Source organism: Corynebacterium antarcticum, assembly GCF_016595285.2.
In the GTDB taxonomy this organism is placed as follows: Bacteria; Actinomycetota; Actinomycetes; order Mycobacteriales; family Mycobacteriaceae; genus Corynebacterium; species Corynebacterium antarcticum.
Window position 1 is genome coordinate 425,989 of record NZ_JAENIP020000001.1, and the last position, 25,442, is coordinate 451,430.

At 65.6% G+C, this 25,442-nt stretch carries 28 protein-coding genes; 5 read left to right on the top strand and 23 right to left on the bottom strand.

Annotated features, from left to right (window positions below):
* Positions 1-149: 149 nt before the first annotated feature.
* The gene (locus JIM95_RS01875; RefSeq protein WP_200257085.1) at positions 150-1,361 is read right to left on the bottom strand and encodes a M50 family metallopeptidase; all 1,212 of its coding nucleotides are present in this window, start codon (positions 1,359-1,361) and stop codon (positions 150-152) included.
* Positions 1,362-1,453: 92 nt separating this feature from the next.
* Positions 1,454-2,623 carry a 1-deoxy-D-xylulose-5-phosphate reductoisomerase gene (gene dxr / locus JIM95_RS01880; RefSeq protein ID WP_200257083.1) on the bottom strand — a complete coding sequence of 390 codons (1,170 nt, stop codon included), beginning with the start codon at positions 2,621-2,623 and terminating at the stop codon, positions 1,454-1,456.
* A 264-nt stretch (positions 2,624-2,887) separates the two neighbouring features.
* On the opposite strand from dxr, the gene JIM95_RS01885 reads away from it, so the two are divergent.
* Positions 2,888-3,319 (top strand): DUF2631 domain-containing protein, encoded by a 432-nt coding sequence (locus tag JIM95_RS01885; protein WP_200257081.1) that lies wholly within the window; start codon positions 2,888-2,890, stop codon positions 3,317-3,319.
* Positions 3,320-3,514: 195 nt separating this feature from the next.
* Here JIM95_RS01885 and rlmN read toward each other — a convergent pair whose 3' ends face one another.
* Positions 3,515-4,612: a dual-specificity RNA methyltransferase RlmN gene (rlmN, locus tag JIM95_RS01890; protein WP_200257079.1), complete on the bottom strand. Its 1,098-nt coding sequence runs from the start codon at positions 4,610-4,612 to the stop codon at positions 3,515-3,517.
* Positions 4,613-4,695: 83 nt separating this feature from the next.
* On the opposite strand from rlmN, the gene JIM95_RS01895 reads away from it, so the two are divergent.
* Positions 4,696-5,070, top strand: a complete 375-nt coding sequence (locus JIM95_RS01895) for a LapA family protein (RefSeq protein WP_200257077.1) — start codon at positions 4,696-4,698, stop codon at positions 5,068-5,070.
* Between the two features lie 84 nt (positions 5,071-5,154).
* Here JIM95_RS01895 and JIM95_RS01900 read toward each other — a convergent pair whose 3' ends face one another.
* The 5 genes from JIM95_RS01900 to rpsB form a co-directional block, all read right to left on the bottom strand.
* On the bottom strand, positions 5,155-6,213 hold the full coding sequence (locus tag JIM95_RS01900) for a phosphatidate cytidylyltransferase (RefSeq protein ID WP_200257075.1): 1,059 nt from the start codon (positions 6,211-6,213) through the stop codon (positions 5,155-5,157).
* A gap of 100 nt (positions 6,214-6,313) precedes the next feature.
* Positions 6,314-6,871 carry a ribosome recycling factor gene (gene frr, locus JIM95_RS01905; protein WP_200257073.1) on the bottom strand — a complete coding sequence of 186 codons (558 nt, stop codon included), beginning with the start codon at positions 6,869-6,871 and terminating at the stop codon, positions 6,314-6,316.
* A 149-nt stretch (positions 6,872-7,020) separates the two neighbouring features.
* Positions 7,021-7,752, bottom strand: coding sequence for a UMP kinase (pyrH, locus tag JIM95_RS01910; RefSeq protein ID WP_200257071.1), 732 nt, complete (start codon positions 7,750-7,752; stop codon positions 7,021-7,023).
* A 214-nt stretch (positions 7,753-7,966) separates the two neighbouring features.
* Entirely contained in the window at positions 7,967-8,794 is an 828-nt protein-coding gene (gene tsf / locus JIM95_RS01915; RefSeq protein ID WP_200257064.1) for a translation elongation factor Ts, read from the bottom strand.
* A gap of 339 nt (positions 8,795-9,133) precedes the next feature.
* Positions 9,134-10,006 carry a 30S ribosomal protein S2 gene (gene rpsB, locus JIM95_RS01920; protein ID WP_200257062.1) on the bottom strand — a complete coding sequence of 291 codons (873 nt, stop codon included), beginning with the start codon at positions 10,004-10,006 and terminating at the stop codon, positions 9,134-9,136.
* A gap of 427 nt (positions 10,007-10,433) precedes the next feature.
* Here rpsB and JIM95_RS01925 point away from each other — a divergent pair, with 427 nt between their 5' ends.
* Positions 10,434-10,967: a murein hydrolase activator EnvC family protein gene (locus tag JIM95_RS01925; RefSeq protein ID WP_200257059.1), complete on the top strand. Its 534-nt coding sequence runs from the start codon at positions 10,434-10,436 to the stop codon at positions 10,965-10,967.
* On the opposite strand, the gene JIM95_RS01930 is transcribed toward JIM95_RS01925, so the two are convergent.
* The 4 genes from JIM95_RS01930 to JIM95_RS01945 form a co-directional block, all read right to left on the bottom strand.
* Positions 10,942-11,841: a tyrosine recombinase XerC gene (locus JIM95_RS01930; protein WP_248112727.1), complete on the bottom strand. Its 900-nt coding sequence runs from the start codon at positions 11,839-11,841 to the stop codon at positions 10,942-10,944. The genes JIM95_RS01925 and JIM95_RS01930 overlap by 26 nt on opposite strands.
* 310 nt (positions 11,842-12,151) lie before the next feature.
* Positions 12,152-13,348, bottom strand: a complete 1,197-nt coding sequence (gene dprA / locus JIM95_RS01935) for a DNA-processing protein DprA (RefSeq protein ID WP_200257058.1) — start codon at positions 13,346-13,348, stop codon at positions 12,152-12,154.
* Complete coding sequence (locus tag JIM95_RS01940) at positions 13,341-14,870, bottom strand: YifB family Mg chelatase-like AAA ATPase (RefSeq protein ID WP_200257054.1); 1,530 nt, start codon at positions 14,868-14,870, stop codon at positions 13,341-13,343. The genes dprA and JIM95_RS01940 overlap by 8 nt, the downstream gene beginning before the upstream one ends.
* Positions 14,857-15,222, bottom strand: coding sequence for a YraN family protein (locus JIM95_RS01945; protein ID WP_200257052.1), 366 nt, complete (start codon positions 15,220-15,222; stop codon positions 14,857-14,859). Before JIM95_RS01945 ends, JIM95_RS01940 begins: the two co-directional genes overlap by 14 nt.
* Before the next feature lie 833 nt (positions 15,223-16,055).
* Between JIM95_RS01945 and JIM95_RS01950 the strand changes: the two genes are divergently transcribed.
* Positions 16,056-17,366, top strand: coding sequence for a serine hydrolase domain-containing protein (locus JIM95_RS01950; protein WP_200257051.1), 1,311 nt, complete (start codon positions 16,056-16,058; stop codon positions 17,364-17,366).
* Positions 17,367-17,495: 129 nt separating this feature from the next.
* Here JIM95_RS01950 and JIM95_RS01955 read toward each other — a convergent pair whose 3' ends face one another.
* From JIM95_RS01955 to JIM95_RS01970, 4 genes are all read right to left on the bottom strand, one after another.
* Positions 17,496-18,491 (bottom strand): SDR family oxidoreductase, encoded by a 996-nt coding sequence (locus JIM95_RS01955; protein ID WP_336296545.1) that lies wholly within the window; start codon positions 18,489-18,491, stop codon positions 17,496-17,498.
* Positions 18,415-18,780, bottom strand: coding sequence for a YraN family protein (locus tag JIM95_RS01960; RefSeq protein WP_200257048.1), 366 nt, complete (start codon positions 18,778-18,780; stop codon positions 18,415-18,417). Before JIM95_RS01960 ends, JIM95_RS01955 begins: the two co-directional genes overlap by 77 nt.
* Positions 18,781-19,039: 259 nt before the next feature.
* The gene (locus JIM95_RS01965) at positions 19,040-19,267 is read right to left on the bottom strand and encodes a magnesium chelatase subunit ChlI family protein (protein ID WP_200257293.1); all 228 of its coding nucleotides are present in this window, start codon (positions 19,265-19,267) and stop codon (positions 19,040-19,042) included.
* A 280-nt stretch (positions 19,268-19,547) separates the two neighbouring features.
* Entirely contained in the window at positions 19,548-19,886 is a 339-nt protein-coding gene (locus JIM95_RS01970) for an ATP-binding protein (protein WP_410170868.1), read from the bottom strand.
* On the opposite strand from JIM95_RS01970, the gene JIM95_RS01975 reads away from it, so the two are divergent.
* Complete coding sequence (locus JIM95_RS01975; RefSeq protein WP_234034515.1) at positions 19,833-20,012, top strand: hypothetical protein; 180 nt, start codon at positions 19,833-19,835, stop codon at positions 20,010-20,012. The genes JIM95_RS01970 and JIM95_RS01975 overlap by 54 nt on opposite strands.
* A 353-nt stretch (positions 20,013-20,365) precedes the next feature.
* Here the strand turns inward: JIM95_RS01975 and JIM95_RS01980 are convergent, their stop codons facing one another.
* From JIM95_RS01980 to rplS, 7 genes are all read right to left on the bottom strand, one after another.
* Entirely contained in the window at positions 20,366-21,133 is a 768-nt protein-coding gene (locus tag JIM95_RS01980) for an ABC transporter permease (RefSeq protein ID WP_200257047.1), read from the bottom strand.
* Between the two features lie 2 nt (positions 21,134-21,135).
* The gene (locus JIM95_RS01985) at positions 21,136-21,717 is read right to left on the bottom strand and encodes an AAA family ATPase (RefSeq protein ID WP_272493639.1); all 582 of its coding nucleotides are present in this window, start codon (positions 21,715-21,717) and stop codon (positions 21,136-21,138) included.
* Positions 21,665-21,877 (bottom strand): ATP-binding cassette domain-containing protein, encoded by a 213-nt coding sequence (locus tag JIM95_RS11550; protein ID WP_200257045.1) that lies wholly within the window; start codon positions 21,875-21,877, stop codon positions 21,665-21,667. The genes JIM95_RS01985 and JIM95_RS11550 overlap by 53 nt, the downstream gene beginning before the upstream one ends.
* A 1,112-nt stretch (positions 21,878-22,989) precedes the next feature.
* Entirely contained in the window at positions 22,990-23,295 is a 306-nt protein-coding gene (locus JIM95_RS01990; protein WP_198736179.1) for a DUF2469 domain-containing protein, read from the bottom strand.
* Positions 23,292-23,966, bottom strand: a complete 675-nt coding sequence (locus JIM95_RS01995) for a ribonuclease HII (RefSeq protein ID WP_200257291.1) — start codon at positions 23,964-23,966, stop codon at positions 23,292-23,294. Before JIM95_RS01995 ends, JIM95_RS01990 begins: the two co-directional genes overlap by 4 nt.
* Before the next feature lie 44 nt (positions 23,967-24,010).
* The gene (gene lepB / locus JIM95_RS02000) at positions 24,011-24,835 is read right to left on the bottom strand and encodes a signal peptidase I (protein WP_248112723.1); all 825 of its coding nucleotides are present in this window, start codon (positions 24,833-24,835) and stop codon (positions 24,011-24,013) included.
* Positions 24,836-24,997: 162 nt separating this feature from the next.
* The gene (rplS, locus tag JIM95_RS02005) at positions 24,998-25,339 is read right to left on the bottom strand and encodes a 50S ribosomal protein L19 (protein ID WP_198738190.1); all 342 of its coding nucleotides are present in this window, start codon (positions 25,337-25,339) and stop codon (positions 24,998-25,000) included.
* Between the last annotated feature and the right edge of the window lie 103 nt (positions 25,340-25,442).

Genomic DNA, 25,442 nt, shown 5'->3' on the forward strand with positions numbered 1-25,442 from the left:
TCCGATGGGGATAGTCACTGTGAAAGAACTCCTTGTCGCGCACCGCCTGCAGGTCGGTGCTCGTGGGTGAGATTCTGGCGGGCCGTCGTGGTCGATGGTAGCACCGGCTCCGGCACTCGTCCGGTGCGGGGATCCGCGGGCGGCGGACCTCAGCCGGGCAACCGGATCGGGTTCACCACGTCGGCGGCGATGACGACCATCCCCACCGTCAACAGGAGCGCGGCAACCGTGTAGGTCAGCGGCATGAGGCCCCGGTAGTCCGCGGGCCCCGCCGGCGGCAGCCCACGGAGCCTCCGGACGGCGTCCCGGAGCTTCTCCCAGAGGACGACGGCGATGTGTCCGCCGTCGAGCGGTGGAAGCGGCACGACGTTGAACAGCGCGAGGAAGAAATTCAGGCTGGCGAGCATCATCAGGAACGTGGCCCATTCACTGCGCTCAGCCAGTTCCCCGCCGATCCTGGTCGCGCCGACGACGCTCACCGGCGAGTCCTGGGCACGCTCCCCACCGAATACCGCCGCGGCGACGCCCGGGATCTTGGCGGGGAAGGACTTCAGTCCCTCGACGGTGCCGGAGAACATCAGGCCGGCGAAACGGAGCGAGGCGCCGATGCCCTCGACGGGGCCGTAGGACCGGAACACGTTCCCGACCGGTGCCCGCGACACGCCGATGGCGCCGACGGTGACCTCCTCGCCCGCTGAGTTGATCCGGGTGGCCTCGGCGACGGTGACCGGTACCTCGCGGGTGGTCCCGTCGCGTTCGACGGTGAGCTCCACCGTCTCCCCGGGTTTCGCCATGACGGTGTCCCGGAGCTCGATGAAGGTGTGCATGGCGCGGCCGTCGACGGCGGTGATCCGGTCACCGGAGACTATGCCGGCCTCCGCGGCCGGCCCCGCACCGGAGCAGGGAGACAGCGTTCCGTCGGGGTTCTGGGCCGGGGCGACGCAGGCGGTGCCGTCGACGGTCGGTGTGAGGTCGATGTCGGGATCCGGGATGCCGGCGCTCACCGCGACGGTGTAGATCAGGACGAGACCGACGAAGACATTCATGACCACGCCACCGGCGAGGACCGCGATGCGCTGCCACGCGGGACGCCGCCACATCGCGAGCGGCTCCTCCTCCGGGGTGAGCGGATCGTTGGCGGTCATCCCCGCGATGTCGCAGAAGCCCCCGAGTGGGACCGCCTTGAGCCCGTAGGTGGTGTGTCCACGGGTGAACTGGCCGACCGTCGGACCGAATCCGATGAAGTAGCGGCGGACCCGCATCCCGAGCAGCCGGGCGACACCCATGTGCCCCGCCTCGTGCAGTGCGATGGTCAGCGCGATACCGAGGGCGAAAAGAATGACGCCCAGCAGATAACCCACGGTGAGGTCACTCCCCTTGCATGTCTGTCGGTGTCCCGGTCCGGGCCGGCGGCCGGTGGTGCGGGCTCAAGTCTCGCACACCGGTGGATGGTTCAGCGTTTCGCGGCGAGGATCTCCCCGGCCAGCCGGCGGGCGCGCTTCTCCACGTCGAGGACATCATCCACGGTCCCGGCCGGTCGGACGAATCCCTGGGCCCGGTCCATGACCTCTGCGACGGTGTCGACGATCTGCGGGAACCGGATGTCCCCGGCGAGGAACGCGGCGGCGGCCTCCTCGTTGGCGGCGTTGTAGACCGCGGGCCAGGTGCCACCGGCGTCCACCGCCCGTGCGGCGAGCTGTACCGCAGGGAACGCGGCGTGGTCGACAGGTTCGAAGTCCCAGGAGAACGCGCCGGAGAAGTCGAGCGCGGGCTGCGCGTCCGGGACCCGCCTGGGCCAGTCCAGGGCCAGGGAGATCGGGAGCTTCATCGACGGCGGCGACGCCTGCGCGATGGTCGCACCGTCGGTGAACGTGACCATCGAGTGCACGATGGACTGCGGGTGGACGACGACGTCTATCCGGTCCCCGGGTATCCCGAAGAGGAGCGAGGCCTCGATGAATTCGAGTCCCTTGTTCACCAGCGTCGCGGAGTTCAGGGTGTTCATCTGCCCCATGGACCACGTCGGGTGGGCGGCGGCCTGCTGCGGGGTGACGTCCATCATCCGCGGCCTCGTCCACCCCCGGAACGGGCCACCGGACGCGGTGAGCACCAGCCGGGACACCTCCCGGCTGTTCCCCGCCATCAGGCACTGCGCCATCGCCGAGTGCTCGGAGTCGACGGGGACGAGTCGTCCGGGCCGGGCGGCCCGCAGCACGAGTTCACCGCCGGCCACCAGGGACTCCTTGTTCGCCAGCGCGAGGACCGCCCCGGATTCCAGGGCGGCGAGCGTCGCCGCGAGCCCCATGGATCCCACGAGGGCGTTGAGCACGGTGTCCGCCGGCACGGCGCCGACGAGATCCCGGGCGGCGTCCGGACCACTGATCACCGCCGCCCCGAGGGCGCGGGAGACCTCGTCCGCTGCCACGGCGTCGGCGACGGCCACCTGTCCCGCCTCGAGACCCAGTTGCCGGGCCTGGGCGATGATCCGCGCCGGGTCGGACCCGCCGGCGGCGATCCCCACGACCTCGAAGGCCTCCGGATTGGCGTCGATGACCTCGATGGCCTGGGTCCCGATGGACCCGGTGCTTCCCAAAATTAGAACGCGTTTACTCACCTGTCCCATTCTTCCACTGATCTGTTGCGGGCGCGGAACCGGACCCGGCGGCCCGCATCAAACTTTCCACTACACCCGAAAGGGGCGGGATCTGCGGCTCACCACCGCGGAGAGCGGACCAAAACCCGGTTCTCCACCCGCTTTTTGCACGGTTTTGTCACATCCCGCCACCGTGTGGGGCAGTTCGAGTCGCTGTCGGCGGCACGATATGAGATGATTGCGGCAACAGAATGCGATTTCGGTACGTGCGCTTTATCCCATAAGGAGTTTGACGTGTCTGGTTCCGACCACAACGTTCCCCAGGTCCACAACGGAGTGTCGACCCTCGATGAGCCCTCGGCAGCCTGGGGCTGGCACGGTCTCAGCCGTCAGGCCATCCAGATCTCCGGCTGGATTTCCGTCGCGTTCCTCCTCGCCTACCACTTCGGCAACCACCACGGACACGTGGAGACGATCTGGCTGTTCGCCATCACCGCACTGATCGTGGTCGGGCTCCTGCTGAACCTGTTCCAGCCGAAGCTGAACCAGGTCCGCACGGTCACCGCGCACAACAAGCCCATCGACCACGTCGAACCCGACTGGGCCCACGATCAGCACACCCTCAGCGGCGTCTACGCCGATCTCACCGATTCGCAGCTCCGTTCCCTGAACATCGATCCGGCCACCGTCCGCGGACGTTCCGGGAACCACGCCATCGACGCCTGATTCTCTCCGCGTAGATAGAGAAGGACCCGCGATCCACCCCGGATCGCGGGTCTTCTTCTGTCCCGGACGCTGGCCGGGTGCTCATCCGTTCCGGGCGTTGCGCGCCGGCCGACCGTGCGGCGCGACTCCGAGCGGACGTCCCGAGGTCGGTCAATCCGCGGACGGCCGCGGGTGTCTTTCGGAGTCGCGCAGGTGTCAGCGTTCCTCGGCGGCGAGCTGGCCGCACGCGGCGGCGATCTCCTGGCCGCGGGTGTCCCGGACGGTACAGGCCACGCCCTGTGCGGCGACGCGGCGGACGAACTCGTTTTGCCGGTCCTTCGGTGAGGCGTCCCACTTCGATCCGGGGGTCGGGTTCAGCGGGATGAGGTTCACGTGCACCCGTGCGCCCAGTGCGTTCCTGAGCTTCTTCCCGAGCATGTCCGCACGCCAGTCCTGGTCGTTGATGTCCCGGATCAGCGCGTACTCGATGGACACCCGGCGCCCCGTCCGGTCCGCGTAGTACCGGGCGGCGTCCAGGACCTCCTCCACGGACCACCTGTTGTTCACCGGTACGAGCGAGTCACGGAGTTCGTCGTCCGGCGTGTGCAGCGAGACCGCGAGAGTGACGGACAGTCCTTCGTCGGCCAGCCGGCGGATGGCGGGTGCCAGTCCCACGGTGGACACCGTCACGTTGCGCTGGGAGATCCCGAATCCGTGGGGATTGGGTTCCGTGATCTGCCGGACGGCGTGGACCACCCGCTTGTAGTTCGCGAGCGGCTCCCCCATCCCCATGAATACGACGTTGGAGAGCCGGCCGCCCTCGTCCCGCATCGTCGCCGCCGCCGCGCGGACCTGGTCCACGATCTCCCCGGTGGAGAGGTTGCGGTCCAGTCCGCCCTGACCGGTGGCACAGAACGGGCAGGCCATACCGCACCCGGCCTGCGAGGAGATGCACAGCGTCGCGCGATCGGGGTAGCGCATGAGCACCGACTCGAGGAGTGTGCCGTCATGCAGGCGCCAGAGGGTCTTGCTGGTCTGGCCGGCGTCACAGCTGATGCTCCGCACACACGTCATCATGTCCGGGAAGAGAGCCTCCCGGACCGTGTCGCGTTGCGCGGCCGGGAGATCCGTCATCGTGCGGGGGTCGGCTTCGAGTCTGCCGTAGTAGTGGCGGGCGAGCTGATCGGCCCGGAATCTGGGTAGCCCCAGGTCTTTCAGGGTCTCGATACGGCGTTCGGCGTCGAGGTCGGCGAAATGGGTGGGCGGCATTCCCCTTTTGGGGGCGGCGAAAACCAGGGGTAGTTCCTTCGTCATAATTCCCCCATCATTACACGTCAGCGGCCGAAGGTTGGAACCGGTGGGTTGTGCATCCCGCGCCGGAGCCGTTGAATGGGGGTATGACCCGAAACAACGAGCCCGAGCACACCGCCGGCGCCACCCCGACACCTGACGCTTCAACCCAGGTCCCCGCATACCCGGATTCCGGTGCGGAGACGACGCCGGAATCACCGAAGCCCACCACCGTGAAGCGCCGTACGCTCGCCGGAAGCACCTGGGTCGCGATGATCGTCGGTGCTCTCCTGCTGATCCTGCTGCTCATCTTCATCATGCAGAACCAGCAGGCCGTCGAACTCACACTGTTCGCCTGGACATTCACCGTTCCAGCCGGCATCGGGGTTCTCCTCGCCGCGATCGCCGGAGCCCTCATCATGGCCCTGGTCGGCGGTGTCCGGATGCTCGAACTGCGTCGTGAGCTGAAGAAGCTGCGCTGAGCCCCACCGATGAAAAGCAGAAAAACGCCTCCGCCCGATCGTTCTACGGGCGGAGGCGTTTTCCGGGTCACGGACGCGGGCGGCTCAGGTCTGCAGGAAACTCAGCACGAGCCAGGTGACCATCGCCGACGGGAGCAGTCCGTCCAGCCGGTCCATCAGCCCGCCGTGACCCGGCAGCAGGTTCGACATGTCCTTGACGCCGAGCTCGCGCTTGAACTGGCTCTCCACCAGATCACCGAGCGTCGCACAGATGACGAGACCGGGGCCCAGGATCAGTCCCCGCCACCAGATGTCGTCCAGGAGGAAGTGGACGAGGAGCACTCCGGAGACGGTGCCGAGGAGCAGGGAACCGGCGAAGCCCTCCCAGGACTTCTTCGGACTCACCGCGGGCGCCATGGGGTGCGCCCCGAACAGGACCCCGAAGATGAAGCCGCCGATGTCCGAGGAGATCACGCACACCATGAAGGTGACGATGAACAGCGGCCCCGGCACCCCCTCCCGCGTGATCAGGGAGAGCATCGCGGCGAAGGAGGCGAACAACGGGATCCAGGTGAGGACAAAGATCCCGAGCGAGGTGTCGCGGAGATAGTTCTGCGGAGCGGTGTTCGCTCCGTGGTGGAACAGCCTGCCGAACATCAGTACGAGGACACTCACCACGAATCCCGCGACCAGGCCCTTCGTCCCGAAGGGCCACGAGAGCCAGAGCATCAGTTGTCCCCCGACCAGGAGGATCACACGTGGGATGACGTACCCGCTCTCCTTCAGCCGCGAGTGAACCTCCCAGGTCGCGACAGCCACGGCGGCCGCCACGAGCGGATACCAGCCGAAGGGCACGACGAAGATCATCAGGAGGACGAGAGCACCGAGTCCCGCACCGACCCCGACCGCCTTCTTCAGGTCCCGTCCGGCGGAGTTACGGGGTTTGGGGAGGTGGTCGAGGCCCAGCGCGCGCAGGGAGTCGGTGACGTCGCCGCTGCCCCCGCGGAGTCCTCCCGAGAACAGCCGTCTGACCGACTCATCCGAATCGGCCAGGTCCTCCGGGTCGGAGTCAACGGGGTCAGCGGACAACCACAGGTCGGGGTGCCCGGCTTCCCGGGAATCGTCCCCGCCGTGTTTCCGGGGTGAGAGGTGGTTTTCAGACATGACTCATCCGCACTGTGGCCCCGCCGGACGCTGCCGACGCCCGCTCCGGGGTGCCCGTGGGCGCGGGCAGGGGTCGTGGACCGGATTCGATGGCGGCCATCTAGACCTCCATCAACTCCTTCTCCTTCTTCTCGACGAGCTCGTCGATCTGGCCGACGTACTTCTGGGTCGTCTTGTCCAGTTCCTTCTCGGCGGCGATCACCTCGTCCTCGCCGGCCTCGCCGTCCTTCTGGATCTTCTTCAGGATCTCCATGTGCTTGCGGCGTACGTTGCGGATGGCGATCTTCGCGTCCTCACCCTTGGACTTGGCCAGTTTGACCATGTCCCGGCGGCGTTCCTCGGTGAGCTGGGGAACGGTGACCCGGAGGACCTGCCCGTCGTTGGTGGGGTTGACACCGAGATCCGAGTTGCGGATGGCGTTCTCGATCTCGTTCATCACGTTCTGCTCGTAGGGCCGGATGATGAGCATCCGGGGTTCCGGCACCGAGATCGTCGCCATCTGGGTGATGGGGGTCGGCACACCGTAGTACTCGGCGACGATGCCGTTGAACATACCGGGGTTGGCGCGACCGGTTCGGATGGTGGTGAGATCATCCCGGGCGTGCTCGACGGAGCTGGTCATGCGTTCCTCGGCTTCGAGGAGAGTGTCATCGATCATGGTGGGTTCGACTGTTCCTTTGGGACTCGGTCGGCCCATCCCCCTCCGGTCTGCACCACGTCGAAGACTGCGGACCAGCGCAATCGTTGACTGTGCGGGGAATGAGGACTGGCCTGGACTGATTTATTCTGTTGCTCCCGATAAATCTATCAGGACTGGACGAGGGTTCCGATACGTTCGCCGGTGACGGCGCGTGCGATGTTTCCCTCGGTGAGCAGATTGAACACCAGGATGGGCATGTTGTTGTCCATGCACAGGGAGAACGCCGTGGCGTCGGCGACCTTCAGCCCCTTCTCGATGCAGTCTCTCGGGGTGATCCGGTCGAACAGCTCGGCGTCCGGGTTCTTCCGCGGATCGGAGTCGTAGACGCCGTCGACGGCCTTCGCCATGAGCAGCACGTCGCAGTCGATCTCGAGGGCGCGCTGGGCGGCGGTCGTGTCGGTGGAGAAGTAGGGCATGCCCATGCCCGCACCGAAGATGACGACCCGGCCCTTCTCCAGGTGGCGCTTCGCCCGCAGCGGAAGATAGGGCTCGGCGACCTGCGCCATGTTGATCGCGGTCTGGACGCGGCAGTCGATTCCGAGCTGGACCAGGAAGTCCTGGAGGGCGAGACAGTTCATCACGGTCCCGAGCATGCCCATGTAGTCGGAGCGGGCACGGTCCATGCCCCGCTGCTGGAGCTGGGCCCCCCGGAAGAAGTTGCCGCCACCGATCACCACGGCCACCTCGGTGCCGTTCTGCACGACCCCGGCGAGCTGCCGGGCCACGTTCTCAACGACGTCCGGATCGATGCCGACGTTGCCGCCGCCGAACATCTCCCCCCCGAGCTTCAACATCACCCGTTTGAATCCCTGACGTCTGACGCCCGCTTCGTCGGCCATGCCGCACAGTCCTTCCGTTGTGGTTCACGTTCTCGATGTTCTACCACCGGCCGATCTTACCTGAGCCCGGTGGGACAACCCGACAGCCGCAGGTACACGGCGCAGGTGCCCCCGCGGTCCGCGGTTCCGTTCCGTGGGCCAGCACCCACAACGGGAGAGCCCCCGTCCCGGGTATCCCGGGGCGGGGGCTTCACGTGAGCATGGAGGGGCAGCTCTAGTGCTGGCCGACCTCGTAGCGGACGAAACCGGTCAGTGTGACGCCGGCCTCCTCCATGATGGCCTTGACGGTCTTCTTGTTGTCCGTCACGGAGGCCTGCTCGTTGAGGCAGACGTCCTTGAAGAAGCCGTTGAGACGACCCTCGACGATCTTGGGCAGCGCCTTCTCGGGCTTGCCCTCCTCGCGGGAGATGGTCTCGGCGATGTTGCGCTCCTTCTCGACGACGTCGGCGGGGACGTCCTCGCGGTTGAGGTAGGTGGCCTTCATCGCGGCGACCTGCATCGCGGCCGCGTGAGCGGCCGCACCGGCCGCCTCGCCCTCGCCGGTGTAGGCGACGAGGACGCCGACTGCGGGCGGCAGGTCGGCGGCGCGGTGGTGCAGGTAGACGGCGACGTTGTCGCCCTCGGCGGTGACGGCACGGCGCAGCTCGAGCTTCTCACCGATCTTGGCGGACAGCTGCTGGATGGCCTCCTCGGCGGTACCACCGTCGACCGGGGCGTTCTTGAGCTCCTCCGGGCTGTTGGCTTTGACGGAGGCGGCGGCCTCGGCGATCTTGGCGGCGAAGTCCTTGAACTCGTCGTTCTTGGCGACGAAGTCGGTCTCGGAGTTGACCTCGATCATGGTGTTGCCGGAGACGGCGATGAGGCCCTCGGCGGCGGTGCGCTCGGCGCGCTTGCCGACGTCCTTGGCGCCCTTGATGCGCAGGAACTCGATGGCCTTGTCGAAGTCGCCGTCGTGTTCCGCGAGGGCCTTCTTGCAGGCCATCATTCCGGAGCCGGTGATGTCACGGAGCTTCTTGACGTCTGCAGCGGTGTAGTTCGCCATTATGGGGCGATCCTCCTTGATTGGTTGTGAAAGTAGAAATCTGTGCGGTGACGTTCGTCGTGGACGAGCTTAGCCAAACGCCGGCGCGCTGTGTGCCGGACGTGGGGCATCCGCGACGCGTGGAATCCCATTGGGTTTCCAATGTGCCTGACCGTTGGCCGCTTCGCGACGCAGGTGTGCGACCGGAGGTACCGTGCGGGACACGAAACCCCCGCGCCCGTGTCCTCCCCGGCCCCCACCCACGGTCGGTGGGTGGTCGCTGTGCGGTGGCGGAGTACTCTCCGTCACCGCACGGTGGCTGGGTCGCGGCGAGGGGGTGTGATCAGGCGGAGGTGGTGACTACTCCGCGGCGGTGGTTTCCTCGGTGGACTGCTCGGTTGCGGCAGTCTCTTCCTTCGGAGCGGATTCCGCGACGGCCTCGGTGGCCTCGACCTTGGCTGCGACCTCGACCTTGGCGGTCTCCTCGGTTTCCTCGGCCTTGCTCTCGCCTGCGTTCTCCTTGGCTGCGGCCAGCTCACGGTCGGAGCGGGCCTTCTTGCCTGCCTCGACGGCGGAGGAGATGATGCGGCTCAGCACGGAGATGGAGCGGATCGCATCGTCGTTGCCCGGGATCGGGAAGTTGACGACATCGGGGTCGCAGTTCGTGTCCAGCACGGCGACGACCGGGATGTTCAGCTTGTGGGCCTCGCTGACGGCGATGTGCTCCTTGTTGGTGTCGACGATCCACAGTGCGGAGGGCACGCGGGTCATGTCGGAGATACCACCCAGGACGCGCTCGAGCTTGGTGCGCTCGCGGGTCAGCATGAGGATTTCCTTCTTGGTACGGCCCTCGTAGCCGTCCTCGGCCGCGTCCATCGCCTGCAGTTCCTTCATGCGGTGCAGACGCTTGGAGACGGTCTGGAAGTTGGTGAGCATGCCGCCCAGCCAACGGTGGTTGACGAAGGGCATGCCGACGCGCTCGGCCTCGGTGGCCACAGCTTCCTGGGCCTGCTTCTTCGTGCCGACGAAGAGGATGGTGCCGCCGTGGGCGACGGTCTCCTTGACGAACTCGTAGGCCTGGTCGATGTAGGTCAGCGTCTGCTGCAGATCGATGATGTAGATGCCGTTACGGTCGGTGAAAATGAAACGCTTCATTTTCGGGTTCCAACGGCGGGTCTGGTGTCCGAAGTGGACACCGGCGTCGAGAAGCTCGCGCATGGTCACAACTGCCATGGTGATGCTCCCTTTCTGTGCTCGGAGTTTCGGTTTTTGATTGTGCGGGTTTTTGTCCCGCACCCTGGCGACCGACACCCGGCCCCTCACCCGCACACCGTCCCCCGCGTGAGCAGGGGCGTTGAGCGGGACCTTGAGTGGCCTGTATCAGGTTTCCGGCAGCTGGCCCGACCGGTCGCTGACCCCGGAGAACGGGATCGGATCGATCAGGTGCGTCCGGCACGCGGCCGCGCGTAGTCAGCGCACCCGGGAACGGGCACACTGCTAACCGGTGATTGTAGCCCTGAACTGCCGGTTGAACCAAAAGAGCGGTCCAACACACACCGAAGTCCGGCACCTGGGTACCACGGGCAACAGATGCCCCATCATCCACAGACCCTCCACCGCGTGCACACCCCTCCACACACCACCGCCCAGGCTCGGGGCCATGAACAATCGGACCAAAAACACCCCGCGGTTACGTCACATCGCGGCAGTCGCTTCTCTGAGTCTTCTGCCGGTGCTCCTGACGACCGTCCACCCCGACGGCGTATCCACCGCCGGCGCATGGGTCTCCCCCACCACCGGCGGGGAAAGCCCCGGGACTGTCCTGCGCCCGTTCGACCCGCCCGCACATGACTGGCTCCCGGGACACCGGGGCGTCGATCTGGCGCTCCCCCGCGGCCGGCCGGTGCGGGCGGCCGGCGACGGCACGGTGTTCTTCTCCGGTGCGGTGGCCGGAACAGCAACAGTGTCCATCGATCATCCGGACGAAACCCGAACCACCTACCAACCGGTAATCGCCACGGTCACCGCCGGTGACACCGTCACGGAGGGGCAGGTCATAGGAACGCTGGGAACTGATCCGCGCGGCTGGCCCGGCCTGAGCTGGGGCGCCCGCCGGGACGGGGCGTACGTCAATCCGCTCGGTCTCCTGCCGCGGCCGTTGATCAGGCTCAAGCCCGTGGATGGGCCTGCCTGAACGCCTCCCCCAGGCGCGCGGTGGAGACGTGGGTGTAGATCTGCGTTGTCTGCAGCGAGGAATGTCCCAGCAGTTCCTGGACCTCCCGGATGTCCGCCCCGCCGTCGAGCAGATGCGTGGCGGTGCTGTGCCGAATCCCGTGGGGGGTCAGCCCCTCCGCGCCGGCCGCAGCGGCTGCGGCGTGCACGATGCGGCGGACCTGCCGGGGATTGATCCGCCCACCCCGGACGCCAACGAACAGGGCCTTCTCCGCGCACGTAGCGAGATGCCCGCGCCCTTGGTCCAGCCAGGCGGAGACCGCTTTCACGGCAGTTGAGCCGAACGGGAGGATTCGCTGCTTATTGCCCTTACCTGTGACCCGGGCTGTTCGTGCGGCGAGATCGACATCGGCGACGTTGAGGCCGCAGAGCTCGGATATGCGAACCCCGGTGGCGTAGAGGAACTCGAGCATCGCCGCATCCCGGAGCTGCTCCGGTTCACTCGCGGCGTCCGCGGCCTCCACGACACCGACGGCCTCGTCGACGTTCAGGACCCGCGGCAGATGTCGTGCCGTCTTGGGCGTCGCCAGCCTGGCGGCGACATCGGTGTCGAGATACCCCTGGCGGGCGGCCCAGGAACTGAATGAGCGGGCGGCGGCGGTGCGCCGGGCCATGGTTGCGCGGGCGAGACCGGAACGGTGCGCGTCGGCGAGCCACGTCCGCAACGCGGCCTGGGTGAAGTCGCCCCACCCGGACATCGAACCGAGCAGTGGCGAGAGGTCGCTCCGGTAGGCGCGCACCGTGGCGTCCGAACGGTTCTCCACGAGCGAGAGGTGCTCACAGAAGTCCTCGAGAGCCTCCGGGAGCGGACCTGTTGGTGTCGTTGGACCCTTCACGGCTCTCCCCTTCCGTAAGTGGCTGGTCGGTGAGTGGTGCCGGACCCAGGACATGCAGAAGGCGGCACGATCATCGCTGACCGTGCCGCCTTCGCATCTGACTCACCCATATGCATAACCCTAGCGCCTTCATCAGCCTCATCCAGGACTTGGAGGTGCGGACACCGCCCGGTGCGTGAGAAGCTTCAGAGGCAGTTGCTACAAGGAACCAGCCCGAACCTTGAAGCAGTAACTTAGGCTTGCCTCTGTAACTTTAGGGTTGGCTTTGTCATCATGCAACCCTCTGACTGAAATTTCTTCCGCCGATCAACTAACCGGACCGCCGCCACGAAACACCATCCCGCTGCACCAAACCCTTCTGCTGCAGGTCAACCAGTATGTGAACCGCCAGGGGGACTGTGATGCCCGCCTCCGCGGCCACAACTTCTGTGACACGGCTCTCACTGGAGGTGGCGTCGAAAACCTTCAGTTCCGTGTGACTCAACGCCTGAATCCTGTCGGGTGGGAAAGCACACTCGTACTGGGCTTGCGCATCCACGGTCCCGAGCGGCTCGATCAATTCCCGGACCTGTTCAGCCGATGTGACCAGTTGCGCGTCCCCGTTCCGGATCCGCTCGTGACAACCGAGCGATCCGTGCCCCGTCACCGGACCGGGTACGGCCATCGCCACCGAGCCGAGTCGCGCCGCCCAGGTGAGGGTGTTGAGTGCGCCGGAACGCCACGCCGCTTCCACCACAACGGTTCCGCCGCTGAGCGCCGCGACGAGCCGGTTTCTGGTGAGGAACCGGTGCCGTGTCGGATGGACACCGGGTGGATACTCCGAGATGATGGCACCCCGTGTGCCGTCACCGGCGATGTGGTCGAACAGGGCGGCGTTGCGGGCCGGGTAGGTCCGTCCCGGGCCGCACGCCGCAACGGCGATGGTTGGGGTTCCGTTCGCCAGTGCGGTCTCGTGTGCCACGGTGTCCACCCCGAGCGCCCCTCCGGACACGATCGTCCACCGGGACGCCGCAAGCCCTTCCACGAGCATGCGGGTGACCTCCCAGCCGTATCGGGTGATGGCACGGGTGCCGACGACGGCGACCGCCCGCTGCGTCAGCTCCGCCGGTGATCCGCCCCTGGCCCACAGCGCGTGCGGTGCCACGGCATCCCGACCACCGGATCGCCCGACGTGGTCACTCACGGCATCGACGAAACCGAAGGCCCTGTCCAGGGGGTCAGACGGCCATTCGGCGTCATCCGGGGTGATGAGCCGGGCCCCGTTCCTGTCGGCCGTGAGGAGGTCCTCCGCGGCGCTGTCCGTCCGGTACCGGGCAGCCGTCTGCCCGAGCAGTGTCCCGATCCACGGCTCCCGCCGCCTGACCCCGTACGCGATGGCCTCGACGTCACGGTCCTCGGCGAGCAGCTGCTGGAGCGGCGCCGACGGACCCTCGATCACCCGCGAGAGGTAGGCCCACGCGTGTCGCCGGGCCGACCATCGGTCGTTGATCGTGATTCTCTCAGGCATCGGTCTCACCACCGTCCACTACGCCGGAGTGGCTCAGGGCACGGGCGACGTGATCCAGATCAGGGATGTCCTTGCCCTCCAGATCCGCGAGTGTCCAGGCGACCCGGAGGGTCCGGTCGACGCGCCGCTGGCTGATCCGGCCCCGCGCCGTGTGCGCGGCGAGCAGCTCCATGGCCACATCGTCGGCGGGATGTTCCCGGCGCAGCACCGTTCCCCTGACATCGGCGGTGAGCATCGTATCCAGCCCGGCACGCCGCCACCGGTCCGCCGCCCGCTCCCGGGCGGCGGCCACCCGTCCGGCGATCACTTCCGAAGATTCCCCGTCCCCCGGTGTGATGACCGTTGACCTGGCCCGGGTCCTGACGTGGAGGTCGATCCTGTCCCGCAGCGGCCCGGAGAGATTGTTGAGGTACCGCGACCGCTCCCCGGAACGGCACCGGCATCGACGGGGATCGTCTGACGCGCAGCGACACGGGTTGGCGGCCATCACCAACTGGAAGCGGGCGGGGAATGTCACGTCCTGTCTGGACCGGAGGATCCGCACCGCACCGGTGTCGAGCGGAGTCCGGAGACAGTCCAGGATGCGGGCCGGAATCTCACTGACCTCGTCGAGAAAGAGGACACCGTGATGGGCGAGACTCACCGCCCCCGGCAGCGGACTCCCTCCACCGCCGAGCAGCGCCGCGCGCGTGACACTGTGGTGGGGAGCGATGAACGGAGCCCGGGACACGACACCGGTGAACGTCCGCCCGGCCACAGAGTGCACGGCGGTCGCAGCCAAGCACTCCCGCTCCGTCAACGGCGGGAGAATCCCCGGGAGACGCGCCGCGATCATGGACTTCCCGGACCCGGGTGGACCGATCATCAACATGTCATGGCCACCGGCCGCGGCGATCTCCGCCGCCAGCCGGGCCTCCGGCTGGCCCACGACATCCGCGAAGTCCGTGTTCTCCCGAGGCTCGACGACGTCGGATCCGACATCGTCTGCTGTGGTCAGGTCACCGGCACCGGTCGCCCACCGGAGAACCTCGTCGAGGGTGTCGGCGATCATGACGGGAAACGACGGAATCAGTGCCGCTTCACCAGCATTGCCCCGGGGAATGACGGCTCCGGTCAGGCCCGCTGCGCGGGCCGCGAGTAGACACGGCAGGACACCCGTGACCGTGCGGATCGCCCCGTTGAGACCGATCTCCCCCAACACCAGCGTTGAGGCCAGCCGGTCAGCGGCCGCCAGGACCGATCCGCCGGCTGTCAGGATCGCGAGTGCCATCGCGAGGTCGAACCCCGACCCGGATTTCGGCAGTGACGCCGGTGAAAGGCTGACCACGATCCGGGTGCGAGGCCACGGCAACCCTAGGTTCTGGCACGCCGTGCGGATCCGGTCCCGCGCTTCACTGACGGCGGTGTCCCCGAGCCCCAGGACACTGATGCCGGGCAGCCCACGCCCCGTACTCACCTCCACATCAATCACGCTGGCCGTGACACCCCTGACCGCTGCGGTGCGGGTCCTACCGAGCGCCACGGTCGATGTCCTCCCAACACTCAATCGACCAGCGACCCGCGTGCGGGGTCACCAGAACCGCATCAAAACGCACCGAATGCGCGGGATGTTCCGCCAACCAGACAGCCGCCGCACGCCTGACCCTGGCGAACTTACGGGGCGAGATCGCCTCGATCCCACCGAACCACGCCGTGGAGCGGGTCTTCACCTCGACGAAAACAACGGTCCCGTCAGCAGCCTCGACTATCAGGTCGACCTCCCCTTGAGGGCAGGACACATTCCTGGCAAGGATGCGGTCGCCTTGGGACGTGTAGTACCGGGCGGCGGCTTCTTCACCGGCACGACCTAGTTCAGCAGGTGTGGGAATGGGCATTCGGGCGACTCCCGGAGGATCGATTATGTGGTTTCCTCCCCCGTCTTATTCAACGGCGGTGGCTGACCTCACCGTCCCCGAAACATGTGCGTCGGACACTCCTCATGACCGGTCGCTGTGTACAACACGCCGGAACCGGCGGTTGTCCACCGGAGGCCGGGAACGACATGAGAAAAACGGCGCTGAATGTGTCTGGATGTGTTTTGCCGCACGGAATGGCGATCCGCTCAAGATCAGGTGCGTCCCTGTCCTCCAGGTCCGCGAATGTCCATGCGACCCGGAGCGTTCGGTCGACGCACGGAACTGATGGACGATCAGGTGACAGTTGGGGTGTCAGGCCACGAGACTCACGGCAGATTTTATGATGGTCTCATATAGCGTTCGCATGCTGATAAGGAAGGCCTCCGGAGCACCGACAGTCATCGGCGCCGAGGCTGGCCCACGCTTTTCGAGCGCCCGGCAGTCCCTCGACCCAAAAGCACCCGTGACGAGACAGCCGAAATCCGGCTCGCACTCTGCGCCGCCACAGTCTTCTTCACCCACCACATGGTGTTCCGCATGCTCGGGGTGATCTTCGTCTGCAGTCCATCACGCCAGGAGCGGCGCATTTCGGTGGCCATGTCGGCGTCCTACCTCCTGACGACGGCATCGACTCTGGTGTCGGTTTTTGCCCATCTGCCGGAACACGGTTGCATTCCACTCACCAGTGTGGGAACACTGGGCGTTGTGACGATGAATGCAGGCACCGGACCTGACGTGCACGACAGACCGTGCACCGGCCAGGCGTGCGGGGCACGAACCCCGGTCGAAGTCACGATGCGGTGGGATCACGCATGACGATCAGCGTCACACTCTCTGAACTGGAACGGGTAACACGCGCACATTTCGTCGCAGCAGACCTACCCGGAGCCGTCCTCCATGTCGTCACGTCCGACGGGCCCCTGCTCACCGTTGAACACGGTGAACTCTCGGTGAGGACCCCGGTGATGCTGGGATCGACCAGCAAGTCAATGACTGCTGCGCTGCTCTTACAGCACGTCGACGAAGGACTGCTCAGGTTGGATGACCCGGCGACACGATACCTGACAGAGGCGGATCTCCCGGAGGACATCACCCTCAGCGACCTCGCCTGCCACGTCAGTGGCCTGCGCACAGACGCCACTCCCGGGCGCCTCACCCGACGACGCGAACAGAGCTTCAGCTACGCCAACCAGAACTACAACCTGCTCGGGCAGGTCCTCAGCACGGCCTCAGGGGTCCCGTTCGGACGCCTGCTGTCCGCTCGGATACTGGAGCCGCTGGGTATGCGACACAGTGGGTCCGCACCTGAGGTTATCGGTACGCGCGGCCGGACAAACGTCTTCGGAAAGAACTGCCCGGCTATGCGGGCCGACTTCAGCCCAGAATCATGGATACAGGGGCCGTCCGGGGGCGTCGTTGCCTCATCTGAGGATGCAGGCCGGTTCCTGTCGATGATCCTGTCAGGCGGCACATTCTGCGGTCGACAGATACTCTCACAGTGCGCGATCGACACGATGCTGAATTCCGGTGTCACCGTGCGACGCAGCCCAGCAGTCAGCGACGCCTTCGGTGACTCAGGCTTGTACGGCTTCGGGTGGGTGAAGAAGGACATCGCGGGTCATGCCGTCTACACGCACAGTGGTAAAGTCCCGCAATCCTCGAGCGTCTTCGGTCTCGTACCTGATCTGGGCATCGCGTTCGTTCTGGTAGCCAACCTCGGTGACTTCCTGGTGCGTACGCCACTGCTCGAAGACCTGGGCGGGGACATCATTCGTGTGCTGCTCAACCTGCCGATCAAGGAGCTCCCGGCCAAGCAGAAGGCACGAATACGGCAGAATATCCTGAATCTGGCCTATGCCGCATTCCTGACGGTCGGAGTCTTCGGCTGGCACTCTCGCACGCGACCCCGACGAGTGGAGGGATCGCTGCTGTACCACGCCATACTGCCGACGGCCCTGATGCTCGGTATCCGTCGGGCGTCCGGAACACCGTGGCCGTGGCTGTTCCGCTTCGCCCCCGACGCAATCGGCGTCCTGACGGTCGGCTGCCTCAGCATGCTCACCAGTGGCCTGGTACGCATGGCGACCGCAAAGCGAAAGCACGGCCCGACCAGCATCGCGTGATAGACCCGGCGATCAACCGACTCACCTTGATTCTCCTTCACAAGACTCGGAACTGAACCCAGGACAGTTCAGCCGGGGTTGCATACCGCACCTCTCGCGCCGAGGGCTTGCGCTGACCAGGCGAAATCGTCACCGAATGAAACCACCCTCACTGTTGATCACCTGACCGGTGACCCACCTGCCGTCGTCGGACACCAGCCAGTCGATCAGGCGCGCCGGATCATCAGGCTCGCCCCACCGGCCGAACGGAAAGCGCTCCGCCAGCATCTGGCGGAGTTCGTCGGTCACATAGGAGTCCGTATCGACCGGTCCCGGGGTGACGCAATTGACCGTGATGCCGCGCGGAGCGAGCTCGTGCGCCACGGTCGCGAGAATGCCAACCAAGGCGGCCTTGGCGGCCCCGTAGGCAACCTCGCCGGGCATGGGCCCGAGGTTCTGGCCTGTTGTCATCATGACGATTCGACCACCCGGACGACCATCGTGCTGGGCAGCGAACTCCTTGCAGAGCAGAAGGGTGGAACGGGCGTTGACGGCCCAATGTTCATCCAGGGACGCAGACGTTTGCTCAAGCAGGGGACCATCGCCGCCGGAGCGAGCATGGTTGGCGACCAGGACGTCGACATGACCAAATGCGGTCCGCGCCTCGCCGACCAGACGAGCTGGCGCATCGGGTTCCGCGAGATCGCCACCGAACGCCTCAACTCGCCGCCCAGGCTCCAGCCGATCGCGAATGGCTGACACCACTGCGTCAACGTCATCCGCACCCCACGGTTGATCGGCATCGTGCGGCGCGTGATGGGCGAGAACAAGATCGAACCCACGCGCCGCCAATCGTGAAGCAACGGCGAAGCCTATTCCACGACGCCGAGAACACCGGTGATGAGGGCGCCCCTTGACTGGTCCATACCTCATTGAACCACACCCATGGGCAGATCCTGCCTCGTGACCGCGAGTCGGACACCGGTCGAGCGCGGGCAGCCCACGCCCCGTACTCACCTCCACATCGATGACGCCGGCTGTGACACCCCTGACCGCTGCGGTGCGGGTCCTACCGAGCGCCACGGTCGATGTCCTCCCAACACTCAATCGACCAGCGACCCGCGTGCGGGGCCACCAGAACCGCATCAAAACGCACCGAATGCGCCGGATGCTCCGCCAACCAGACAGCCGCAGCGTGCCTGATCCTGGCGAACTTACGGGGCGAGATCGCCTCGATCCCACCGAACCACGCCGTGGAGCGGGTCTTCACCTCGACGAAAACAACGGTCCCGTCAGCAGCCTCGACTATCAGGTCGACCTCCCCTTGAGGGCAGGACACATTCCTGGCGAGGATGTGGTCGCCTTGGGACGTGTAGTACCGGGCGGCGGCTTCTTCACCGGCACGACCTAGTTCAGCAGGTGTGGGAATGGACATTCGGGCGACTTCCGGAGGATCGGTGGCAAGGGCTCCGCCGCCCGGCCAGCCATCGTTCGGGACCTGGGGTGACTCTCGGAGGATCGGTGGCAAGGGCTCCGCCCCGTCTGACACAGCGGCGGTGGGTTGCGTAACCGTCCCCCGAAACACCTGCGTCGGAGGTTCCACATCGCCGGGCACTGTGCACAACACGCTGGAACCGGCGGTTGTCCACCGGAGGCCGGAAACGACATGAGAAGAACACCGGCGCTAAATGTGTCTAGATATGTTTACTGCACAGCATGACGATCCGCTCAAGATCAGGTGCGTCCCTGTATTCCAGGTCCGCAAATGTCCATGCGACCCGGAGCGTTCGGTCGACGCGCCGTTGGCTGATCCGGCCCCGCACCGTATGCGCCGCGAGCAGCGCCATGGCCACATTGTCGGCGGGATGGTCCCGGCGCAGCACCGTTCCCCTGACATCGGCGGTGAACTCGCGGTTGACCAGGTCGTCGTGGACGGGCGATCCCGAACGCCTGTGCCTGCCCCTCCCACGTCAGCTGATGGTGCTGGCCCATCCGTTGTCCTGACAGATCCGCCACGCGGTCCGGTGACACATCGACTCGCCGGCGGCGTGAGCCTCGTCGGCGAGGTAGCGGTAGCCGAACTCCGGGTCCTCCCGGTGAGCGTTGCATGACCTCAGCCCCGACTGAACCACGCAGGGTTCACGGTCCGAATGCTCCTATTCGGGCACGACGTTCACAGACAAGCACCGTGGCACAGTCCTTTTACGGCACCTGTGTGGAGCAGTCATCTCTCGACCCCTGTCGAGGAAGGGGACACCGTGATGGGCGAGACTCACCGCCCCCGGCAGCGGGTTTGCACCACCGCCGACTGAAGTGGGGCGCGATGAACGGAGCCCGGGACACGACACCGGTGAACGTCCGCCCGGCCACAGAGTGCACGGCGGTCGCAGCCAAGCACTCCCGCTCCGTCAATGGCGGGAGAATCCCCGGGAGACGTGCCGCGATCATGGACTTCCCGGACCCGGGTGGACCGATCATCAACATGTCATGGCCACCGGCCGCGGCGATCTCCGCCGCCAGCCGGGCCTCCGGCTGGCCCACGACATCCGCGAGGTTGGCGAGCAAGCCGCCAACGGGCCGGTGCCGCTCAAGCGAACAGACCTGCTCGACGAGCACCTTGAGTCGCCACTCCCGGTCAAAGACACCGGCGACACTGAGGGGCGATGAGTTACGCCGACTGGATCCCGCCACGACATCTGGGATCGTTCCAGGTGCCATCAGACTATCGGCGAAGGCGAGTTGGATGATGGCAATACCCGGGCGTGAGAGCCGTCAGTCCTCCATGGCAAACCGCACGTCAGGTGGGCGGGCCATAGTCTCGTTGAGGACACCTCCATGCCCGTAATCGCCGCAGATCGGGCCGATGGCTAGCGCGGATGCCCGGAAGACCTCGTCGTGGTCGAAGTGGTGGCGCCCCATCCCGAAGTACTGGGTACCCTGCCCACCGAAGACGAAGACAACAGGGGTCGTACCCCACGGTGGTGGACGGCCTGATGAGACACGTCGGTTGGTGGTCCAGATCAGCTACGTCCGAGTTCCAAACGGGCCCAAGTTAGTAAGGTAGCCGAGATCGAAATGACTGCGACAACCAACGGAAGGAGACACTGTATGAAGGTAGGGCGCAACGTGGGCGAAAAACCCGCCAGCAGGCCGGGGACTGACCATGGAAACCACGCGCCGACCCCGATAATCATGAGTAGCTGTACCATGACGACGATGCCGAGAAGCACCGCGATGGCAGGCAGATAGCTGCGCCGGACAGTCGCGACCCAAGCTAGGGGAAGAGCATTTAGTCCCGAGAGCACAGAGACTAAAAAGGGCAGCCAAACACCATTCGGGGAACCGCTCATGGGGCCGAGCGCCACGCCCACGACAAGGGTAACGATCGTGACGAAGACCGAAATGATGAGGACCCATGCGATGAGCGTGAGACACTTGGCCAAGGCAAAGTCGCGGCGGCCTACGGACAAACCGAAGAGGTTGACAATCGTGTTCTGCTCAAACTCTCGACCAAAGGTCCAAGCGCAGACAAATCCAGCTCCGAGGAGTACCGCGACGGAAAGCACCTGTGCACACAGGCCGAGATAAGCGTTCCAACCCTCGCCGTGCACAAGCAGGGAGGCCTTGGCAGCGAAGGCACCCTGGAGATCGGTACGCAACGCGGCGACACCGCCCGCTGCAAGCGCGACCGGGAAAAACACGAGGATCAGCGTCGCTATTCTAACGACGTTCGATCGGCGCAGCTTCTCGGCCTCGAACCGCAGGGTCACCAAGAAGAGTGGACTCATGGCTACGACTCCTTGCTCTGACGCGCTTTGTCGGCGCGTAGAATCGTCTCGAAGAAGACCTTCTCGAGATCGTGGCCGCTCGTGTCAAGGTCACCGACGATCGAACCACGGTGCAGCAGGGTGACATGATCTGCAAGCCGAGCGAGTTCGTCGAGGTGATGACTGGAGATCAGTACCGCCCCGCCGAAGTCGGCGACCTCCCGGATGAGATCACGCAGCCCACGAATGGCGATGGGGTCAAGGGCATTCGCGGGCTCGTCCAAGATGAGAATCTCGGGGCAAGGTCCAAGCGCCGCAGCAAGGGCGACCTTCTGCCGAGTGCCGAGAGAAAGCCGGTTCGTCCGGACATCGATCCAGGGTGTGAGCCCTAGGCGCTCGACGGTGTGGTTGAGCACCTCGACCGTGCAGGTGTCCGACAGACCACGCAGAGCGAACATATTGCTCAGATGCTCGCGCACCGTGAACTCGGGGTAGAGCGCGGGACCTTCGATCATATGCCCGATCCGGCTCCAAGCCTCAGCTGAGAGCCGGTTAAGGGGATCCCAGAAGGCGAATCTGTCCCGAGTCGATGCGCAGTATACCAAGTAAATTGCGCATTAAGGTCGTCTTTCCTGCCCCATTCATGCCGACGAGCGCGTGGACGCTACCAGGTTTAATGTGGAGTGTAACTGCGTCGAGGATTGTCTGGCCTCGTAGTCGAGTCGTCACCTCCGAGATAGCGATGCCATTGTTCTCATCATTCATCAGCGAACTCCTCCGATCCGGAACCGGCGCCACGGGAAGCCCTGAGAGCAGCGACGACCGCAGCCAACCCTCCTAACACACATTCCCCCAGAAAACTGCTTGATCCCCGCGACAAATCCGTCCTCAATCTGGTCGAAAAGACCAGGAACGAGTGGCCCGACCTCGCGGGCCACGACGGCACCACATGAGGGCGAATCTGTGGCTCCTTCGATGAGTTCGCTGGGAAGGCCGCCATCGAAGCGTAGATGACCACGATAAGCCGAAGTGAGGACGGTACCGAATACGGCAACTCCAAAGGAACCGCCGAGTTGCCGCATACTCTGCACGACGGTCGAGCCGACTCCGCAGCGTTCGACATCGAGAGATCTCATGGAGAGGTCCATGCAATTCGGCAGAGACAGTCGATCCCGATGCCCATGATCACATTCCACATTATGAAGTTTGCCGTCGTCAAGGATGCGGTCGTGGTCGCAGCCAAGCCGCACGCAACGGCCAGGACGATGAAGGTGACCGCAACCACAGGCCGATAGTCCCTGGCCTTGACAGCCAGCTCACCAAAGGGAACCGTGATCACAAGGCCGTCAATGAGCGGCGAGGAAACCCTCCGAAGCTGGATGATGACCAGGGCACCGAGTACCACACCTCCGACCAGCGGAACCACCGTAGCAGCGGAGATCCACTCGTTCTCCCCACTCTAAGGCAGAGCGGGATATTGAGGAGGAAGACGGAACACCACCAGAAGTGATCGAGGAGGAAGCTGCCCAGGACCGGTCATACAGGAATATCAAGGGCGACCGCCGCAATCCACGCCGAGACGGCGCGACTGTGCTCCTGGCCAGCGAAGAGCCGGGTGCGCATCGACATTGACAGTGACATGAAGAAAACCGCTGCATCAACAAGGATCGAGCGCCCTAGAATAAGGGCGCCCGCCCCCAAGCGCACAGAGCGGAAGCCACGCTGGCCGGGACGTATCCGTTCATGGCTGAAAGTGGTCTGGCTCGGATCGGGTGTTCGTCGGACAGGAGCAGTACTCGGATGACAACTTCGTCTACGACCCTTGGGTGCTCTACGCCCGCGACATCACCACCGCCCCAAATCTCTGCGCCCCCGAATCACTCCGGGATGATCATCTCCGGTTTGTCGAGTTCCTCGATGTTGACGTCCTTGAAGGTGATCACGCGGACGAAGCGCACGAAACGCGCGGAGCGGTACATGTCCCAGACCCAGGCGTCGGACATGCGTACCTCGTAGTATACCTCGCCGTTGGCGTTGCGTGGGATGAGTTCGACGGCGTTGGCGAGGTAGAAGCGGCGCTCGGTCTCGACGACGTAGGAGAACTGGCTGACGACGTCCCGGTACTCGCGGTACAGCGACAGTTCGACCTCTGCCTCGTAGTTCTCCAGTTCCTCGGCGCTCATTTGTGCCAGACCTCCTCGGGGCCGCGTGTGACAGCTGACGCTGACCCGGCGCACCACTGTCGGTGTGCCGTGGCCACATTGGCGTAAGTGTAGCGGTGGACGGGGCTTGCGCCGTGGCGGCGCACCGCGTCCATGTGCGCGGAAGTTCCGTATCCCTTGTGTGCGGCGAAGCCGTATCCGGGGTGTGTGCGGTCGAGTTCGACCATGATCTCGTCGCGGGTCTGTTTCGCCAGGACGCTGGCTGCGGCGATGCAGCGGGCGGCGGCGTCGCCGCCGATGATGGGCAGGCTGGGTGCCCGGAAGCCGGGGACCCGCATGGCGTCGGTCAGGACGTATCCGGGCGGGGTGGCGAGCTGGGCGACCGCGCGGCGCATTCCGGAGATGTTGGCGTGCTGGATGCCCCAGCGGTCGATGTCGGCGGCGTCGATGAGCACGACCGACCACGCCAGTGCGGTGTCCTTGATCAGCGGTGCGAGGCGGGCGCGGAGCGCGGGGCTGAGCTTCTTCGAGTCGGTGAGGCGTTCCAGTTCGGGGATGGGCCGGTCCGGTAGCACGCACGCCGCTATGGAGATCGGTCCGGCGCAGGCGCCCCGCCCTGCCTCATCGACACCGGCGACGGGTCCGAGACCGTGTTTGTCGAGGGTGTGCTCGAGGGTCCGGGCGTAGGGCATCCGCCGGATCCGGATCCGGCGCACGGTGTTCGCCGCCACGACGGTCAGTTCTGGATGTCGGGATCGTCGACGAGGCCGATGCGGCTGATCGGCAGGATGATGGCCTGCACCTTGCCGCGGATGTTCTCCTCGGGGATGGTGCCCTGGAACTGGTCACCCAGGTGGTAGCGGGAGTCCGCGGAGTTGGTGCGGTTGTCACCCATCACGAAGATGTTGCCCGCGGGGACGGTGATCGGGCCGAAGAACGCGCCACCGCACTCGACGGAGCCGGTTCGTTCGTCGATGGGGTAGGTCGGGGGCCGCTGGATGAAGGAGTCGTCGACCTTCTTGCCGTCGACCATGACTCCGGGGTCGCCCGCCTGGCATTCGATGGTCTGTCCGCCGGTGGCGATGATCCGCTTGACCAGCGTGTTCTCGTCGGGGGCGACGAGCCCGACGTAGGAGCCGAGGTTCTGCAGACCACGGATGGCGGGGTTCTCGGAGCGGTGCGTGGTGAACTGGGAGTTCCAGGAGTCCGTCCCCTTGAACACGACGACGTCGCCGGGTTTGGGGTCGCTGAAACGGTAGGTCAGTTTGTCCACGGCGATCCGGTCGCCGGTGCACCCCTCACAGCCGTGCAGGGTGGGTTCCATGGACTGCGAGGGGATCAGGTAGATCCGGCCGACGAACAGCTGCATGATCGCCACCACGACGAGGGTGAGGACGACGACCACGGGGATCTCGACGTACCACGGATAGGCGTTCTTCTTCTGTCCGCGGGGCTCGTCTGCGGGATCCGCGGCGTCCTCCGTGTGGTCGCGTACTTCCGTCTCCTCGATCTCGTGCGGGGTCCGGTCGGCGGCGGGGGTGGGGTTCGTCGGTTCGTTCACGTCGGACCACGTTACCAGCACCACCGCCGCATTCATCGGAGCAGCGCAGCAGGGGAATCGTGGACCGGGAAAAGGAAAACCACCCCGGGCCTCCCGCCGGGGCGGGAGGTGGGGTGGCCTGGTGCTGCATCCGACGGCGTGTCAGCGCCTGTCGGGTGTGGGTCAGCGCTTCTCCTTGATCTTGGCTGCCTTGCCGCGCAGGTTGCGCAGGTAGTACAGCTTGGCACGACGCACGTCACCGCGGGTCAGTACCTCGATGTGGTCGATGTTCGGGGAGTGGACCGGGAAGGTACGCTCCACACCGATGCCGAAGGAGACCTTGCGGACGGTGAAGGTCTCGCGGATGCCACCGTTCTGGCGACGGATGACGACACCCTTGAAGACCTGGATACGGGACTTTTCGCCCTCGATGACCTTCACGTGCACGTTGACCGTGTCGCCGGCGCGGAAGGCCGGGATGTCGTCGCGCAACTGTGCGGCATCGACCTTGTCGAGAATATTCATGTGTTGATTCCTTAGCTTCTGGTGCTGGACAGAGGACCCTGGCGGCTCTTCCCACTCAGGTCGGGCGCTCGGCCGGTTCGTGCCCGGTACATGTGCGTCGTCA

What these genes read in the sequence shown, in the direction of transcription:
- JIM95_RS01950 (WP_200257051.1), top strand. Translation starts at nt 16,056, where the DNA reads ATGACGATCAGCGTCACACTCTCTGAACTGGAACGGGTAACACGCGCA.
- rpsB (WP_200257062.1), bottom strand. Translation starts at nt 10,006, where the DNA reads ATGGCAGTTGTGACCATGCGCGAGCTTCTCGACGCCGGTGTCCACTTC.
- JIM95_RS01955 (WP_336296545.1), bottom strand. Translation starts at nt 18,491, where the DNA reads ATGCGGTTCTGGTGGCCCCGCACGCGGGTCGCTGGTCGATTGAGTGTT.
- rplS (WP_198738190.1), bottom strand. Translation starts at nt 25,339, where the DNA reads ATGAATATTCTCGACAAGGTCGATGCCGCACAGTTGCGCGACGACATC.
- JIM95_RS01900 (WP_200257075.1), bottom strand. Translation starts at nt 6,213, where the DNA reads ATGTCTGAAAACCACCTCTCACCCCGGAAACACGGCGGGGACGATTCC.
- dxr (WP_200257083.1), bottom strand. Translation starts at nt 2,623, where the DNA reads ATGGGACAGGTGAGTAAACGCGTTCTAATTTTGGGAAGCACCGGGTCC.
- JIM95_RS01925 (WP_200257059.1), top strand. Translation starts at nt 10,434, where the DNA reads ATGAACAATCGGACCAAAAACACCCCGCGGTTACGTCACATCGCGGCA.
- JIM95_RS01990 (WP_198736179.1), bottom strand. Translation starts at nt 23,295, where the DNA reads ATGAGCGCCGAGGAACTGGAGAACTACGAGGCAGAGGTCGAACTGTCG.
- JIM95_RS11550 (WP_200257045.1), bottom strand. Translation starts at nt 21,877, where the DNA reads ATGAATGATGAGAACAATGGCATCGCTATCTCGGAGGTGACGACTCGA.
- JIM95_RS01945 (WP_200257052.1), bottom strand. Translation starts at nt 15,222, where the DNA reads ATGCCCATTCCCACACCTGCTGAACTAGGTCGTGCCGGTGAAGAAGCC.
- JIM95_RS01995 (WP_200257291.1), bottom strand. Translation starts at nt 23,966, where the DNA reads ATGCCCTACGCCCGGACCCTCGAGCACACCCTCGACAAACACGGTCTC.
- dprA (WP_200257058.1), bottom strand. Translation starts at nt 13,348, where the DNA reads ATGCCTGAGAGAATCACGATCAACGACCGATGGTCGGCCCGGCGACAC.
- pyrH (WP_200257071.1), bottom strand. Translation starts at nt 7,752, where the DNA reads ATGGCCGACGAAGCGGGCGTCAGACGTCAGGGATTCAAACGGGTGATG.
- JIM95_RS01980 (WP_200257047.1), bottom strand. Translation starts at nt 21,133, where the DNA reads ATGAGTCCACTCTTCTTGGTGACCCTGCGGTTCGAGGCCGAGAAGCTG.
- frr (WP_200257073.1), bottom strand. Translation starts at nt 6,871, where the DNA reads ATGATCGATGACACTCTCCTCGAAGCCGAGGAACGCATGACCAGCTCC.
- JIM95_RS01960 (WP_200257048.1), bottom strand. Translation starts at nt 18,780, where the DNA reads ATGTCCATTCCCACACCTGCTGAACTAGGTCGTGCCGGTGAAGAAGCC.
- rlmN (WP_200257079.1), bottom strand. Translation starts at nt 4,612, where the DNA reads ATGACGAAGGAACTACCCCTGGTTTTCGCCGCCCCCAAAAGGGGAATG.
- JIM95_RS01895 (WP_200257077.1), top strand. Translation starts at nt 4,696, where the DNA reads ATGACCCGAAACAACGAGCCCGAGCACACCGCCGGCGCCACCCCGACA.
- JIM95_RS01975 (WP_234034515.1), top strand. Translation starts at nt 19,833, where the DNA reads ATGGCCACCGGCCGCGGCGATCTCCGCCGCCAGCCGGGCCTCCGGCTG.
- tsf (WP_200257064.1), bottom strand. Translation starts at nt 8,794, where the DNA reads ATGGCGAACTACACCGCTGCAGACGTCAAGAAGCTCCGTGACATCACC.